We start from the raw sequence: 16,193 nt of genomic DNA on the forward strand, positions 1-16,193 counted from the left end.
AAATTAAAGTTACAGTTAAACACTTTTCCTTAATGTACTGTAAATAAAGGTTTAAAAAGTTAAACAATAAAATATTCGAATAAATTATTGTTCTTGTAACAAATTGAAAATAACACCTACTTATTGGGTATAAAACAAGCATCACTTCATGTTAGTAATTCAGGATTTACATAAATCATACGATACGGGGAAAAGCAAACTGCACGTTCTTAAGGGGATTAATCTTAATATTTCCGAGGGCGAGTTTGTTTCTATTATGGGAAGTTCCGGTTCCGGGAAATCTACGCTTCTTAATATCATCGGTATTCTGGATGAAAAAGATTCGGGAACATATGAGCTGGATAATGTTCCGATTGAGCATCTGTCTGAAGTGAAAGCTGCAGAGTACAGGAGCAAGTTTCTGGGTTTTATTTTTCAGTCCTTCAACCTGATCAGCTATAAAACAGCTCTGGAAAATGTAGCGCTTCCTTTATATTACCAAAATGTTCCGAGAAAAGAGCGTAACCAGAAAGCATTGGAATATCTGGAAAAAGTAGGTCTCGGACAATGGGCAGGACATCTTCCCAACGAGCTTTCCGGAGGACAGAAGCAGAGAGTAGCCATTGCAAGAGCGTTGATCACAGATCCTAAAGTAGTTCTGGCCGATGAGCCAACCGGAGCGCTGGATTCAAAAACGACGCACGATATTATGAAACTTCTTCAGGATATCAATAATGAAGGAAGAACCATCATCGTTGTCACCCATGAACCGGACGTAGCGGCACAGACGAAAAGAAACGTAATACTGAAGGATGGCATCATAGAAAGTGATGAGTTTATCAAGCAGATTGTTTTGTAAACTGTATTGATTTGAATTTGATAATAAGATAATTTGAAAATTTAGAGCCTGTTTTTTAATCTTTAAATTTTCAATCTTTAAATACTAATAAAAATGTTTGACCTAGATCGTTGGCAGGAAATATTCAGTTCTATTCGCAGTAATGTATTGCGGACGGTGCTTTCGGGGTTTACAGTGGCTTTGGGGCTTTTTATTTTTGTTGTTCTTTTCGGAATAGGGAAAGGGCTTCAGAATGCCTTTACCGAAGGTTTTGCAAGAGATGCACAGAATCTTATCACGATCTATACCGGTAAAACCACGTTGGCCTATAAAGGACTTCAGTCTGACAGAACGGTCACCATGGATAATGAAGATTATGATTTCCTGATCAATACAGATAAAGAAAAAGTAGGTGATGCCAGCCCAAGATATACCACAAGTTTAATGGTAAAATACGGAAAGGAAAGCGGTACTTACCAGATTAACGGAGCGGAACCGGGAGAAAAGGTTATTGAGAACAGGAAGATGCTGGACGGGCGCTATCTTTCGCCTATGGACCTTGCAAGAAAACAGAATGTAGCGGTGATCGGAAGAATGGTTCAGCGTGACCTCATCAAGAACGGAAGTCCGGTGGGAAAAGACCTGAATATCAACGGAACTATGTTCAAAGTAGTTGGGGTATTTTCCGATGACGGAGGAGACTGGGACGAAAGACATATTACCGTTCCTATTACAACCCTTCAACAGATGAAAAAAGGTTCGGATACCGTATCTACTGCATATATTGCCTATAACGAAAAACTAACACCCCAGGAAGCCATAAAATATGGGGATGAGCTTAAAGACCGCTTAAAAGCCAGGAAGAATGTTGCTCCTGACGATGAAAACGGAGTCCGTGTCTGGAATAATGCCCAGAATATGAATGAAACCTTCCAGTTTATGGCCGTGCTTACCCTTATTGTAGGCTTTATCGGACTGGGAACATTGCTGGCAGGAATTATCGGGATCAGTAATATCATGGTGTATATCGTAAAAGAAAGAACCAAAGAGATTGGTGTACGTAAGGCTATTGGAGCCAAACCGAAAAGTATTGTAGCTCTTATTGTACAGGAAAGTGTGGTGATAACGGTAGTTTCAGGAATTGTTGGAGTGGCAGTAGGTGTATTGGCGCTTAGTTTAATAGGAGACAGTCTTGAAGAATATTTCATCAAAAGCCCGAGTGTAGGGTGGGGAACCATCTTCATGGCATTTATAGCTTTGGTGTGTTCAGGGCTTATTGCAGGATTCGTTCCGGCATACAGAGCTTCGAGGATTAAACCAATAGAGGCGTTAAGAACTGAGTAGTGATGCGGTAAACAGACATCATCATTGATCAATTATCAATCATCATTCATATATATTTTAAACTTATAACTCAAAGAAGTGAACATTTTATTTAAAAAAGATACTTGGCAGGAAATTTATTATTCACTGAGGAATAATAAGCTCCGCACGTTCCTTACCATGATTGGGGTAGGTTGGGGAATGTTTTTGTATGTGAGTCTTCTTGGAGCGGCAAAAGGGATGGAAAATGGTTTCGATAAGCTGTTCTCCGGATTTGCGACTAACTCTATTTTTCTTTGGGCTCAGAAAACCTCTATTCCATATGAGGGATTTCCGAAAGGAAGGGAGGTTCATCTACAGTTATCCGATATGGATATGCTGAAAAGAAAAGTGTCTGCTATAGATTACATCTCTCCGCAGAATGCTAGGGGAAGCTTTACCGGAACACCCGGTGAATCTATGTCAAGAAACGGTAAAAACGGCACCTATTCCCTTACGGGAGATTATGCGGTAGGAAATAAAATTTCTGAGAAAAAACTTATTTTCGGACGCTATCTTAACGATGCTGATGTTATGGGAAATAAGAATGTAGTGGTGATTGGGGAAGAGATTTATAAGAATTTCTTTGATGCCAAGAAAAAAGAAAATCCTGTTGGGAAGCAAGTCAATATAAAAGGACTGTTCTTTAATGTGATTGGTGTTTTCAGAGTGAAAAAAGGAGGTGGTTTTGAAAATGACCGGACTGCTTTTATTCCTCTTTCAACCTATACGAAAATGTATAACGCCGGAGAACAGATTGATATGTTTGCTATCGTGAGCAAGCCCAATGCTAACGTTAATGGAGTAGAAGAAGACGTAAAACTTGTACTGAAGACTAAAAATAAAGTATCTCCCGAAGATACCAATGCTTTCGGAAGTTTCAACTTGGGTAAAGAATTTAAAAAACTGACAGGTTTCCTTACAGGAATGCAGCTTTTAACAATCATCGTAGGAACACTGACGATCCTTGCAGGAGTTATTGCCATCTCGAATATCCTTCTGATCACGGTAAAAGAAAGAACAAAGGAAATCGGGATAAGAAGAGCTTTAGGAGCAAAACCAGCTGAAGTAAGAAACCAGATTCTTCTGGAAAGTGTTGTTATTACACTCTCTTCGGGGATTCTCGGATTCATGTGCGGGATATTTGTTCTGATTATTTTAAATATGGTGACCCAGAACCAGGATGAGTTTCCGTTCTATAACCCAACCGTAAATTATGGAAACGTATTCGGAGCCATGGCGGTAATGGTGATTCTTGGCTTGATTATCGGGATGATTCCTGCACAGCGTGCAGTAAAGATCCGGCCGATTGAAGCCCTGAGATCAGAATAGTAATATGTTAATTTGAAAATAAAATAATTTGAAAAAATAATGATTGGCTTTAATGTTTAAATATTTAAATCCTCTCAATTAATTTTTCTCCTTTTAATCGTAAAAAATAAACTAGATATATGAAAAAGAAATTCACTTGGAAAAAAGCCATTTATATTGTACTCGGGCTTTTATTTGCAGTGGCATTGATCTTCGGGATTGGGTATCTCGTAAAATCAAATTCTAAAGAAAGTGAAGCTTTCCTGACCAGAAAACCAAAGTACCAGGACATGGAAGACAAGGTGATGGCGACAGGGAAGATCATTCCAAAAGAAGAGATCGAGATCAAGCCGAATATTGCAGGAATCATTGATAAAATTCTGGTGGATGAAGGAGATAAGGTAACGGCAGGACAGCTGATTGCTACAGTAAGAATCATTCCTAATATTGCTGATGTAAACAATGCTCAGCAGGAAGTGGTGAATTCTCAGCTGCAGATCAGCAACGCTAAAATGAATGTGGATAATATGCAGAAGCAATATTCTATGCAGGAAAAACTGTACAAGCAAGGCGTTATTTCCAAGCAGGAGTACTTGAACTCTCAGCAGCAACTGTTTTCACAGCAGCAGGCCCTTAGAAATGCCAACCAGCAGCTGGCTACAGCTCAAAAAAGATTACAGATCGTAAAAACGGGGGCTACTCCGGAACTTCAGGGCCTTGCAACAACGCAGATCCGTTCAAAAGCAGCAGGTACTGTTCTTGAAGTTCCTGTAAAAGTAGGAAGCCAGGTAATCGAGGCTAACTCATTCAACGCAGGAACAACCATCTGCTCCATTGCAGACCTTAATTCTCTGATCTTTCAGGGAGAAATAGATGAAGCTCAGGCAGGAAAACTGAAGCAGGGAATGGATATGAAAATTGTGATCGGTGCCCTTCAGAACAAAACATTTCCGGGAAAACTGACCATGATCGCTCCTAAAGGAAAAGATAATCTGGGAACGATAAAATTCCCGGTAGAAGGTGACGTAAACAACCCTAACAACGAATATATCAGAGCCGGGTTTTCTGCTAACGGTGAAATTGTCCTGAAATCTGAAAAAAATGCATTGCTTTTGGATGAATCACTTATCCAGTACGAAAAGAAAAACAGAAAAGATACCCCTTTTGTAGAAGTGAAACAGCCGGATGGAAAGTTCAAGAAAGTATATGTGAAATTAGGGGCCAGCGACGGGATCAATGTTCAGATCCTTTCAGGAATCACCAAAGACTCTGAAGTGAAAGTATGGAACCCTTCCGATAAGGACAAGGAAGAGCTTAAAGAAAAGAAAAAATAGTAAACAATCACTATATATTTAAACTGTAAGATCCTGGGAAATTTTTTCTCAGGATTTTTATTGTTTAAATGGATGTAATGGATATTTTTAATAAATTGTCTTACAAGAAACAGTAACCATACAATCTCATAACTATGAAGAAAAGCTACCTGATTCTCTTTTTCTTTATCATTGTAAAATTCATCCTCCAATATTCTCTGATCAGCTCCGAATATGAGTTACACAGAGATGAATACCTCCATCTGGATCAGGGCAATCATCTGGCTTGGGGATATCTTTCCGTTCCGCCGGTGAATTCATGGCTGGCCTGGCTCGTTAAAACACTCGGAGGGTCCATATTTTGGGTGAAATTTTTCCCGGCATTCTTCGGAGCAATGACCATTGTTGTTGTATGGGAAATTATTGATGAGCTTCAGGGTAGTTTGTATGCCAAAATATTGGCTTCAACAGGGATCCTGCTTTCAGTACTTCTTCGCATCAATTTGCTTTTTCAGCCGACTTCCCTGGAGGTATTGCTATGGACCCTTATCTATTATGTCTTGATCCTGTATTTTAATTCCGAAAAAGTAAAATGGCTCTACCTTGCTGCAGTAATCTTTGGGATAGGCTTTTTGAATAAATATAATATTGTCTTTTCCGTATTGGGAATTATTCCTGCCGTTCTACTGACCAGACAAAGAAAAATATTTGCTCAGCCTCATCTTTATGGTGCGGCCTTCGTAGCTGTATTAATTATGCTTCCTAACCTGATCTGGCAATACAAATTCGATTTTCCAGTTGTTTCACATATGAAAGAACTTTCGGAAAGACAACTGGTTCATGTTGACCGGTTTGATTTTTTTAAATCCCAGATCCTTTTCTTTATAGGCTCGTTATTGGTCATTATTGCAGGCTTTTATGCGTTGTTATTTTACAAACCGTTTGAGAAATTCAGATCTTTCTTTTGGGCATATGTCATAACTATTGCCCTGTTTTTATTTTTCAAAGCTAAAGATTATTACGCTGTTGGGATTTATCCGGTTTTTATAGCATTCGGGGCTGTTTTTCTGGCGCACATCTTTGATAAAAGTTGGAAAAAGTTTCTTAAGCCTGTTTTTATCCTTGTTCCTGTACTTCTGTTTCTGCCTCTGTATGATCTTGCTTTCCCCAATAAAAGTCCGGAATACATAGTCAACCATCCTGAAAAATATAAAAAAATGGGATTGCTCCGCTGGGAAGACGGTAAAGACCATCCGCTGCCCCAGGATTTTGCAGATATGCAGGGATGGAAAGAGCTTGCCCAAAAAGTAGACAAGGAATATTCCCTGCTTTCAGGGAGCGGAAGGACTTTAGTTCTTTGTGATAATTATGGACAGGCAGGAGCTGTTAATTACTATTCCAAAAAAGGAGTACAGGCAGTTTCCTTTAATGCGGATTACATCAATTGGTTTGATCTCAGTAAAAAATACGATAACCTGATCCGGGTAAAAGAATTTTCCAAAGAAGAAGATGAATTAAAAGAGACAGGTCCTTATTTCGAAAACTCCAAAGCCGCAGATTCCATTGTCAATAAATTTGCCCGTGAAAAAGGAACTACAATCTTTAGTTTTAAAGGAGCAAAAATTGACATCCGTACAAACATCAGGGAGGAAATTAATGAGGTGAAGCACAGATATTAACACTTAATTAACTATAATGGATCATATCATAGGGTGAAATATTTTCTAATTTCGCTGTAATTGTAATGCCCTATGAAATCACTATCCAAAATTTTATTTTTATCCTCAGCTTTGTTATTTTTAAGCTGCAGTTCTCAGAAAGAAACTCAGAAGGCCCAAGTAGTCTATAAAACAGATAACCTCTCCATCATTCAACTGTCCAATGGTATTTATCAGCATATTTCCTATCTGAATACAGACTCCTTTGGAAAAGTAGAATGTAATGGGATGATTGTGAAAGACGGAAATGAAACCGTAATCCTGGATAGCCCTACCAATGATAAAAGTACAGAGGAATTGATTTCATGGATTAAGAATAACCTTCATTCCAAAGTGAATGCTGTTGTGGCAACCCATTTCCATGATGACTGTGTAGGCGGACTGAAAGAGTTTGGCAAAAATAATATTCCGTCTTATGCCAACAATAAAACCATTAAACTGGCAAAACAAAATGGAGCAAATGTTCCGGAGCATGGATTTAATGATACCATCACACTGAATGCCGGAAAACACAAAATTTTGGTGAAATACTTTGGAGAAGGACATACAAAAGACAATGTAGTAGCCTATATTCCTGATGAGAAAGCAATGTTCGGAGGCTGTCTGATCAAAGAAATGAATGCTACAAAAGGATACCTCGGAGATGCCAATGTTCAGGCCTGGTCCCAAACCGTTGAAAAAGTAAAAGCCCAATATCCTGATGTCAAACTTATAATTCCGGGACATGGAGAAACAGGTGGGATAGAACTCCTGGATTACACCATAAAACTCTTCAAAAATAATTGATTCACAGATCATATTCGACAATAAATATGACTGACAGCTGATTTTAAATTTTAATAAGTTTAAAATCAGCTGTTTCTTTTTTTAATCTTTTTATTATTGTAATAAAATATTAATGCAACAATATTGCATTAATGAGATTTTATTTTAACTTTGTGATGAGAAGCGAACAGCTGAAAAACAGACTAACATCCAATATTATTTAGTAAAATGAAAAATTTCGAGGTTATTATTATAGGCGGAAGCTATGCCGGATTATCAGCAGGAATGTCTTTAGGAAGATCATTAAGAAATACCCTGATCATAGACAGTGGGAAACCATGTAACAGACAGACGCCCCATTCACATAACTTTATTACCCATGACGGAAAAGTGCCAAAAGAAATTGCTGATCTTGCCCGCAAGCAGGTCGAAGCATATGATACAGTGAAGTTTCATGAAGATTCTGTCATAAAACTGAGAAAAACTGATGAAGGATTTGAAACGGAAACTTCTGGGGGCGAAAAATTCTATGCTAAAAAACTGATTTTGGCATCAGGAGTGATTGATCTCATGCCTGATATTCCCGGATTTGCAGAATGCTGGGGAATTTCAGTTCTCCACTGCCCGTACTGCCATGGCTATGAAGTGAGAGATGAAGTGACCGGAATTTTTTCAGATGGTGATATGGCCTTTGAATTTTCAAAACTGGTGTATAACCTGACAAAGAATCTCTTCATATTCAGTAATGGCCAATCGGTTCTTTCAAAAGATCAGAAAAACAAACTGGCCGAGAATAATATCATTCTTGTTGAAGATGAAATTGAAAAAATAGAGCATGAAAGCGGAAACATCCGGAAAGTCATCTTTAAAAGCGGAAAAGAAATCTCCTTGAAAGCACTGTATGCCAAAATACCTTTTGAGCAGAACATCAATGCTTCAGGATATCTTGGCTGTGAGCTTACCGAGCATGGGTTTATCAAAATTGACTCTATGCATAAAACCAATATTTCCGGTGTTTTTGCTTGTGGTGACAATGTCACCATGATGAGGTCTGTAGCCAATGCTGTTGCCCAGGGAAATTTCACAGGAGCTATTGTCAATAAAGAGCTTGCAGAAGAAAGTTTTTAATTATATATTATAAATTGGTGCCGTCCCCGCAGAAATTTTCTGTGGGGATTTTTCACTTAAAATTTTGTTGCTAAAATATATTATCGTAATATTGCGATATAATAAAAAGTATGGGGGCTACAAAAACAGATTTCTTTACAGATGAGCAGAATAAGATCGCTGTCATTGCAAAAGCTTTGGGACATCCGGCAAGAATTGCCATCATTGAATATCTTCTGAAAGTTAATGAATGCATCTGCGGAGATATTGTCAATGAATTGCCTCTTGCACAGCCTACCGTTTCCCAGCATCTGAAAGAATTAAAGAATGCAGGCCTGATCAAAGGAAACATTGAAGGCAATTCTGTATGTTACTGTATCGATGAAAAAGCGTTCGAAATTTTAAATGCTTTCTTTTCAAATATTATTTCCACCGTTAAAAAGCAGAATTGCTGCTAAATTTTTTTTGAATTGAATCATCGTAATATTGCATTATAACAATTAAAATATTGAATTATGAAATTATCAGACATTAAAAGCATTTTACCAGGCTTGGAAAATGTAGAATTCCAGCTGGAGGACGGAAGATTTGTACCGGAACACTTCCACGTTACTGAGATAGGAATGGTTACCAAAAACTTCATCGACTGCGGAGGGACCATCAGAAGAGAAGAACGCATAAATTTTCAGCTCTGGAATGCGGAAGATTACGAACACCGTCTTAAACCCGGAAAATTATTACATATTATTAATTTGTCAGAAGAGAAGCTGGGAATCGGAGATTTTGAAATTGAAGTAGAATATCAGGATCAGACTATTGGAAAATATGATCTGGAATTTAACGGTAACAACTTTATCTTAAAAAATAAACTGACGGCTTGTTTAGCTACAGACGCCTGTGGAATTCCTCAGGAAAAGCAAAAAATAAGCTTAAGCGGGCTGAAGGCTAATCAGGATTCTAGCTGTACACCAGGTTCGGGCTGTTGCTAATATTAACCTTTATAATGACTGGAATGTATCTTAAATTGACAAAATATATAGAAGAACTTCTTTCTATAGAGATCGGCGAAGAAAGAAAAGCTGTTCTGCAGCCATTAATAGATTTTGTAGAGCAGAAAAAAAGAAATCAAGAATCAATATCTATTAATTTTATCTGTACCCATAATTCCCGGAGAAGCCATCTGGCACAAATCTGGGCACAAACTGCATCCGCCTATTTTAAAATCTCTGATGTAAACTGCTATTCCGGAGGTACAGAGGCAACTGCTTTATTTCCTAAAGTTGCTGAAACATTGATGGAAGCTGGCTTTCATATTTGGAAATTAAGTGAAAGCGAAAACCCTGTATATGCTGTTAAGTATTCTGAAAATGCTTTACCTGTCATTGGATTTTCTAAAAAGTACGATGATCATTTTAATCCAAATACAGGTTTTGCTGCAGTTATGACCTGCTCCCAGGCAGATGAAGGATGCCCTTTCATTTCAGGTGCAGAGAAACGTATTCCTGTTACCTTTGAAGATCCGAAAATCTCAGATAGCACACCTGAACAAACCAGAATATACAGAGAAAGAAGTCTACAAATCGGGGCCGAAATGTTTTACGTTTTTTCCCAAATAAATCATTAAAAATGAAGACCAAATTAAAATTTCTTGACCGGTATTTAACCCTTTGGATTTTTCTGGCTATGATCATCGGAGTCGGTTTGGGATATTTTTTTCCTGGTATCTCTGTAATAACAAATTCATTTTCTTCAGGTACGACTAACATCCCTTTAGCTGTCGGCTTAATCCTGATGATGTATCCACCTCTGGCGAAAGTAGATTATAGCCTATTGCCACAAGTGTTCCGGGATAAAAAAGTAATATCTGTTTCGTTATTATTAAACTGGGTCGTAGGTCCAGTCTTGATGTTTGTTTTAGCTGTTATTTTTCTTAAGAATGAGCCGGATTTATGATAGGGCTGATTCTTATAGGCCTGGCAAGATGCATTGCCATGGTTATTGTCTGGAATGATTTGGCAAAAGGAAACCGGGAATATGCAGCTTTGCTGATCGCCTTAAATAGTATTTTTCAGATTATATCCTATAGCTTTATGGTATGGCTGTTTATTAATATTCTTCCTCAAAAATTAGGATTGGGTAGTTTTAATGTTTCTGTACCTATCAGTGACGTAATGGAAAGCGTCTTAATTTATCTGGGAATTCCTTTTTTAGCCGGTTTTCTAAGCCGTTATTTTCTTACGAAGCTCAAAGGAAAAGAATGGTACAGCCAAAAATTCATTCCTTTCATATCACCTGTTACTTTATACGCCTTATTATTTACGATTGTCTTAATGTTTAGCCTAAAAGGGGATAAAATATTGGAACTGCCCATGGACGTGGTAAAAATTGCAATTCCACTGATCATTTATTTTGTATTGATGTTTTTTATTAGTTTTTCAATAAACAAATGGCTTAAAGTTCCTTATGATAAAAATGTCTCCATTGCTTTTACGGCGACAGGAAATAATTTTGAATTGGCTATTGCAGTAAGTATTGCTGTTTTTGGAATTCATTCCTCACAGGCTTTTGTAGGAGTTATCGGTCCTTTAGTGGAAGTTCCTATATTGATATTATTGGTTAAAGCAAGTTTGTATTTAAAAAGAAGCTATAAATTGGAGTAAAAAAGTCACCATTGATGGTAAATTACTGCATAATGCCTGAAATTTTATTCCAAAATCGGATTTTAGGATAAAGAAATCTTACAGGAAATTCCGTACATTTGGGGTGAAAAATTTCAAAAACTAAAAGTAAAATGGACATTATTTTCGACCTGATTGAAAAAGAGAGACAAAGACAATCCCATGGATTAGAGCTTATTGCATCAGAAAACTTTGTTTCTGAGAACGTGATGAAAGCAATGGGAAGTGTACTGACCAACAAATATGCTGAAGGATATCCCGGAAAAAGATATTACGGAGGCTGTGAAGTAGTAGATGAGGTTGAAACATTAGCCATCGACAGAGCAAAAGAGCTTTTCGGTGTTGACTATGTTAATGTACAGCCGCATTCAGGATCTCAGGCGAATGCTGCCGTTTACCTTGCCGTTTTGAAAGCAGGAGACAAAATCATGGGTATGGATCTTTCAATGGGAGGACACCTTACTCATGGTTCAGGAGTTAATTTCTCAGGAATTCAGTATCAGGTGGTTTCTTATGGTGTTCAGAAAGAAACAGGACTTATCGATTACGATCAGATGAGAGAGGTTGCTTTGAGAGAAAGACCGAAAATGCTTATTGCAGGTTTCTCGGCCTATTCAAGAGATCTTGATTATGCTAAATTCAGAGAGGTTGCAGATGAGATCGGGGCTACACTTTGGGCAGATATTGCTCACCCGGCTGGTTTAGTGGCCAAAGGGCTGTTGAACTCTCCGTTTGAACACTGTCATGTAGTAACGACTACTACCCACAAGACTTTAAGAGGTCCAAGAGGAGGAATGATTATGATGGGCAAAGACTTTGAAAATACATATGGCCACAAAACGCCGAAAGGAGAAACAAAAATGATGAGCCAGGTATTGGATGGAGCTGTTTTCCCTGGAATTCAGGGTGGGCCGCTTGAGCATGTTATTGCTGGTAAAGCAGTTGCTTTCGGAGAGGCATTGGATGGTCAGTTCGAGACCTATGCCAAGCAGGTTAAATCTAATGCACAGGCACTGTCAAAAGCTATGACTGACAGAGGCTTCAATATTGTAAGCGGTGGTACAGATAATCACTTAATGTTGGTAGACCTTAGAAATAAGAATGTAAACGGAAAAGAAACAGAAAAAGCTTTAGTGCTTGCAGATATTACATGTAACAAAAATATGGTTCCTTTTGATGACAAGTCGCCATTCACCACTTCTGGGATCAGACTGGGAACGGCAGCGATCACGACAAGAGGCCTTAAAGAAAACGATATGGATACGATTGCGGGACTAATTTCTGATGTGGTTGACAATATTAAAAATGAAGAAGTTATTGCTTCGGTAAGAAAGAAAGTAAATGAACTGATGGAAGGCAAAGCCCTGTTCAACTATTAATTTGATTAAAAAACATTATAATAAAGAATGGGCATCTGTCCATTCTTTTTCATATCTATTATGGAGAAGAAATCTTTCACCTTTGATGAAATAAAGCTGAAACTAGTAAATTACTGCGTTTATCAGGACCGCTGTCATGCAGAAGTTGAGCAAAAAATGAGAGAATTTCTGCTGATTGATGAGGCAAAAGATGAAATTATCCTCTACCTTCTGAAAGAGAATTATCTTAACGAAGAAAGGTTTACACGCAGCTATATTAGGGGAAAGTTTTATATCAAGCACTGGGGTAGAAATAAGATAAGAATGCATCTAAAGCAAAAACAGATCTCGGAAAAGCTAATCAACAGCTGTTTTGATGAAATAGATGAAGATGATTATGAAAAAATGATCAGGAAAATCTTCGAAGATTATTATTCCAGGCAAAAAGGAATGCAGGAATATCAGAAAAAATCTAAAACAATAAAATATTTAATGAGCAGAGGCTTTGAATATGAAAAAATAAGTGATACTTTTGACGAAACATAAATAGATAATTGAAAAAAGAAAAAATTTGGCTTTCACCTCCTCATATGGGAGGAAGTGAGCTTGAATATATACACAACGCATTTGATACCAACTGGATTTCCCAATACGGCTCTAACATAGATGAATTTGAAAAGAGCCTGGAAAATTACTTAGGCAATAATTCGCATGTCACAGCTTTGTCTTCCGGTACTGCAGCTATCCATCTGGCATTGAGATTATTAAATGTAGAAGAAGGAGATTTTGTGATCTGCCAGTCTTTTACCTTTGTAGCCTCTGCCAATCCTATTCTTTATCTTAAAGCCATTCCTGTATTCGTAGATAGCGAAAGCAAGACCTGGAATATGTGTCCAAATGCCCTGGAAGATGCCGTAAAGCATTGCATACAGCAGGGAAAAAAGCCTAAAGCTATTATTGCAGTATCCTTATACGGAATGCCCTTTATGGCAGCAGAAATACTCCAGATCTCAAGAAAATATGAAATTCCTATTGTTGAAGACAGTGCAGAAGCACTGGGAAGTAAATATAAAGGACAGCCCTGCGGAACTTTTGGAGACCTTTCTGTTATAAGTTTTAACGGAAACAAAATTATTACAACCGGTGGCGGCGGAATTTTGATCTCAAGAAATGCACAATTCAAAAGCAGAGCACTTATTCTTGCAACACAAGCCAAGGATAATGCAGAATTTTACAGCCATTCTGAATTAGGATATAATTACAGAATGGATAATATTGCAGCAGGGATCGGAAGAGGACAGATGGAAACACTGGACGAAAAAATCAAACAGAAAAGAAAAAATCATGATTTTTATCAAGAACTGGTGAAAAATAATGAAAATATTGAGCTGTTTTCTGCTCCCAACAATGATTTTTTTTCAAACTATTGGCTTAATACCGTTATTTTAAAAAATGAGCTTTCAAAAGAAAAGCTTAGAGAGATATTTTCACAGAATGATATAGAAACCAGATATCTATGGAAACCAATGCACCTTCAGCCCCTATATAAAAAGTGTGATTTTTTTGGAAATAATTTATGTGGTACACTTTTTGACACAGGACTTTGCCTGCCGTCCGGGACCAATTTAACAAATGATTATAGATCTAGAATTTCTGAAGTTTTAGAAAATGAAATTCATTAAATTTGTTTAAAATTTAAGGATAGATAGGATTTTATTTTATTTTTGTATCCATTCTTAAAGAATTAATATTAATAAAAGCAGGTGTTAACCTATTTAAACATGAACACATATTCAGACAATGTATAACTCTCTTAGAAAAAAAATATTTGGAGGTGATAATGTTGTCAATCTCTCAGACGTAAGATATCTTCCCAGATGGATAATACTTGTAATAGATATTATTATTCTGGTAATGTCTTTATTTCTTTCTACTTATACTATTGAAAAAATTACCCAAAAAGAGTTTATTTATCATGAAGATAAAAGCATTGTTTTTGCCTTTATTATTTTGATAAATACAATCTTTATGTATTTTTTCAAAACTTATGCAGGAATTATAAGGCACTCTACGTTTATTGATCTTTTCAAACTGCTGATTTCCTGCTTCTGTACTATGACAGTAGTAGGATTAGTTAACCTTATTTATTTCTGGTCTACAGGCGGAAAGTTTATACTGACACCATTTCTAATACTCTACTTTATCATTTCTTTTATGGGACTGTTCCTTTTCAGATTGTATGTGAAAGAATTTTTCCATATCGTCAGAGAATATAGAAGAAGTGCTCTGAAAAAAAGGATTTTGGTATTGGGTATTGATGAGCAGTCTATTGCTATAGCCCGTGCTATTTTAGATAATCCAAGCCTGCCTTATCAGGTAGTAGGATTTCTTACGCAGAGAACAGACTCCAAAAGAGCTTCTTTATTAGGAAAGCCTATCTACGAAAAAAGTAGAATTGAAGAATCTACAAAAGACGATCTTATTATTGACGGAGTCATTATTGTAAAAGAAATGATGTCTAAAGATGAAATGAACTCATGGGTTAATTTATTTTTAGAAAAAGACTTAAATATTTTCAAAGCTCCATCTGTACAGAAATTAAGAGACAGTGACTTGGGGGGAGCAATCAGGAATCTTCAGATAGAGGATCTTCTTAACAGGAAACCAATAAAAATAGAAAGCGAAGAGGTCAAAAGCAGACATTTTAATAAAAACATCTTAGTGACTGGTGGTGCCGGATCTATCGGAAGCGAAATCGTAAGACAGGTAGCTCAGTTCAATCCTGCATTGATTGTTGTTCTGGATCAGGCTGAAACTCCGTTATATGATATTGAGCTCGAAATGAAGGAAAAATTTCCTCATATCAGATTTAAATTTGTTTTGGCTGATGTTTCCAATATACATAGAGTTGAACCTATATTTCAGATCTATAACTTTTCAATGGTATACCATGCTGCCGCTTATAAACATGTTCCATTGGTTGAGGAAAATCCTAATGAAGCTATCCGTGTTAACGTTTTAGGATCAAAAAATATTTCACTTTTATCAAGCCGTTATAAAGTCAACAGATTTGTAATGATATCTACAGATAAAGCTGTAAATCCTACGAATGTAATGGGAGCTTCTAAAAGAGCAGCGGAATTATTCGTTCAATCCTTACAGCATGTTGAAGGAAATAAAACAAAATTTATTACAACAAGATTTGGAAACGTGTTAGGTTCAAACGGTTCTGTTATTCCACATTTTAAGCGACAGATTGAAGCTGGGGGACCAGTGACGATTACTCATCCTGATATCGTAAGATATTTTATGACGATTCCTGAAGCTTGCGAACTAGTTCTCCAGGCAGGAACAATGGGACAGGGAGGAGAAATTTTTGTTTTCGATATGGGAGAGCCGGTAAAAATACTTGATCTTGCGAGAAGAATGATTAAATTATCAGGTTTTGAACCTAACATTGATATAAAAATTATCTATACAGGTCTTAGACCAGGTGAAAAACTGTATGAAGAGCTTTTAAGCGATAATGCTAAAACACTTCCTACTCATAATGAAAAGATCATGATTTCTAAAGATCCAACTATGGAATTCCTGGAAATAGAAAGCCTCATTAAGTTGATTACTGATGCTTCTGTAATGGAAGATAAAGTAAATGTAGTCAAGCTTTTAAAAACAATTGTTCCGGAGTTTAAGAGCAATAATTCTGTGTATGAACAATTAGATAAATAAATGAATTATAAATGTATATTTGTACAATTTAAGAA

At 36.9% G+C, this 16,193-nt stretch carries 14 protein-coding genes and 1 pseudogene; all 15 read left to right on the top strand.

Features of this window, described 5'->3' with window-relative positions; translation table 11 throughout:
- Positions 1-148: 148 nt before the first annotated feature.
- Positions 149-838, top strand: coding sequence for an ABC transporter ATP-binding protein (locus V6R96_RS11815; protein ID WP_111956536.1), 690 nt, complete (start codon positions 149-151; stop codon positions 836-838).
- Positions 839-931: 93 nt separating this feature from the next.
- Positions 932-2,161, top strand: coding sequence for an ABC transporter permease (locus V6R96_RS11820; protein WP_111956540.1), 1,230 nt, complete (start codon positions 932-934; stop codon positions 2,159-2,161).
- Positions 2,162-2,239: 78 nt separating this feature from the next.
- Positions 2,240-3,511 carry an ABC transporter permease gene (locus V6R96_RS11825; protein WP_111956542.1) on the top strand — a complete coding sequence of 424 codons (1,272 nt, stop codon included), beginning with the start codon at positions 2,240-2,242 and terminating at the stop codon, positions 3,509-3,511.
- Between the two features lie 119 nt (positions 3,512-3,630).
- Positions 3,631-4,824, top strand: a complete 1,194-nt coding sequence (locus V6R96_RS11830; protein WP_336378847.1) for an efflux RND transporter periplasmic adaptor subunit — start codon at positions 3,631-3,633, stop codon at positions 4,822-4,824.
- A 134-nt stretch (positions 4,825-4,958) separates the two neighbouring features.
- Entirely contained in the window at positions 4,959-6,482 is a 1,524-nt protein-coding gene (locus V6R96_RS11835; RefSeq protein WP_336378846.1) for a glycosyltransferase family 39 protein, read from the top strand.
- A 72-nt stretch (positions 6,483-6,554) separates the two neighbouring features.
- Positions 6,555-7,307 carry a subclass B1 metallo-beta-lactamase gene (bla, locus tag V6R96_RS11840; protein WP_336378845.1) on the top strand — a complete coding sequence of 251 codons (753 nt, stop codon included), beginning with the start codon at positions 6,555-6,557 and terminating at the stop codon, positions 7,305-7,307.
- Positions 7,308-7,514: 207 nt separating this feature from the next.
- Positions 7,515-8,414 (top strand): NAD(P)/FAD-dependent oxidoreductase, encoded by a 900-nt coding sequence (locus V6R96_RS11845; protein WP_336378844.1) that lies wholly within the window; start codon positions 7,515-7,517, stop codon positions 8,412-8,414.
- A 110-nt stretch (positions 8,415-8,524) separates the two neighbouring features.
- Positions 8,525-8,851 (top strand): helix-turn-helix transcriptional regulator, encoded by a 327-nt coding sequence (locus V6R96_RS11850; RefSeq protein ID WP_034729278.1) that lies wholly within the window; start codon positions 8,525-8,527, stop codon positions 8,849-8,851.
- A gap of 57 nt (positions 8,852-8,908) precedes the next feature.
- The gene (locus tag V6R96_RS11855; RefSeq protein ID WP_111956552.1) at positions 8,909-9,382 is read left to right on the top strand and encodes a DUF6428 family protein; all 474 of its coding nucleotides are present in this window, start codon (positions 8,909-8,911) and stop codon (positions 9,380-9,382) included.
- Between the two features lie 23 nt (positions 9,383-9,405).
- Positions 9,406-10,017, top strand: coding sequence for a protein-tyrosine-phosphatase (locus V6R96_RS11860; RefSeq protein WP_336378843.1), 612 nt, complete (start codon positions 9,406-9,408; stop codon positions 10,015-10,017).
- Positions 10,018-10,019: 2 nt separating this feature from the next.
- A pseudogene (arsB, locus tag V6R96_RS11865) lies at positions 10,020-11,053 on the top strand (ACR3 family arsenite efflux transporter).
- 131 nt (positions 11,054-11,184) lie between these two features.
- The gene (gene glyA, locus V6R96_RS11870) at positions 11,185-12,450 is read left to right on the top strand and encodes a serine hydroxymethyltransferase (protein WP_111956556.1); all 1,266 of its coding nucleotides are present in this window, start codon (positions 11,185-11,187) and stop codon (positions 12,448-12,450) included.
- Positions 12,451-12,510: 60 nt separating this feature from the next.
- Positions 12,511-12,975: a regulatory protein RecX gene (locus V6R96_RS11875; RefSeq protein WP_223560028.1), complete on the top strand. Its 465-nt coding sequence runs from the start codon at positions 12,511-12,513 to the stop codon at positions 12,973-12,975.
- Positions 12,976-13,019: 44 nt separating this feature from the next.
- The gene (locus V6R96_RS11880; protein WP_336379139.1) at positions 13,020-14,111 is read left to right on the top strand and encodes an aminotransferase class I/II-fold pyridoxal phosphate-dependent enzyme; all 1,092 of its coding nucleotides are present in this window, start codon (positions 13,020-13,022) and stop codon (positions 14,109-14,111) included.
- A gap of 118 nt (positions 14,112-14,229) precedes the next feature.
- On the top strand, positions 14,230-16,158 hold the full coding sequence (locus V6R96_RS11885; protein ID WP_111956560.1) for a nucleoside-diphosphate sugar epimerase/dehydratase: 1,929 nt from the start codon (positions 14,230-14,232) through the stop codon (positions 16,156-16,158).
- Positions 16,159-16,193: the final 35 nt, after the last annotated feature.

The organism is Chryseobacterium sp. CCNWLW53, assembly GCF_037083525.1.
Taxonomy (GTDB): Bacteria; Bacteroidota; Bacteroidia; order Flavobacteriales; family Weeksellaceae; genus Chryseobacterium; species Chryseobacterium lathyri.

Bases quoted from the DNA above. Each gene is read 5' to 3' on its own strand.
- V6R96_RS11885 (WP_111956560.1), top strand. From the start codon at position 14,230: ATGTATAACTCTCTTAGAAAAAAAATATTTGGAGGTGATAATGTTGTC.
- V6R96_RS11855 (WP_111956552.1), top strand. From the start codon at position 8,909: ATGAAATTATCAGACATTAAAAGCATTTTACCAGGCTTGGAAAATGTA.
- V6R96_RS11845 (WP_336378844.1), top strand. From the start codon at position 7,515: ATGAAAAATTTCGAGGTTATTATTATAGGCGGAAGCTATGCCGGATTA.
- V6R96_RS11875 (WP_223560028.1), top strand. From the start codon at position 12,511: ATGGAGAAGAAATCTTTCACCTTTGATGAAATAAAGCTGAAACTAGTA.
- V6R96_RS11830 (WP_336378847.1), top strand. From the start codon at position 3,631: ATGAAAAAGAAATTCACTTGGAAAAAAGCCATTTATATTGTACTCGGG.
- V6R96_RS11835 (WP_336378846.1), top strand. From the start codon at position 4,959: ATGAAGAAAAGCTACCTGATTCTCTTTTTCTTTATCATTGTAAAATTC.
- V6R96_RS11850 (WP_034729278.1), top strand. From the start codon at position 8,525: ATGGGGGCTACAAAAACAGATTTCTTTACAGATGAGCAGAATAAGATC.
- bla (WP_336378845.1), top strand. From the start codon at position 6,555: ATGAAATCACTATCCAAAATTTTATTTTTATCCTCAGCTTTGTTATTT.
- glyA (WP_111956556.1), top strand. From the start codon at position 11,185: ATGGACATTATTTTCGACCTGATTGAAAAAGAGAGACAAAGACAATCC.
- V6R96_RS11860 (WP_336378843.1), top strand. From the start codon at position 9,406: ATGTATCTTAAATTGACAAAATATATAGAAGAACTTCTTTCTATAGAG.
- V6R96_RS11815 (WP_111956536.1), top strand. From the start codon at position 149: ATGTTAGTAATTCAGGATTTACATAAATCATACGATACGGGGAAAAGC.
- V6R96_RS11820 (WP_111956540.1), top strand. From the start codon at position 932: ATGTTTGACCTAGATCGTTGGCAGGAAATATTCAGTTCTATTCGCAGT.
- V6R96_RS11880 (WP_336379139.1), top strand. From the start codon at position 13,020: ATGGGAGGAAGTGAGCTTGAATATATACACAACGCATTTGATACCAAC.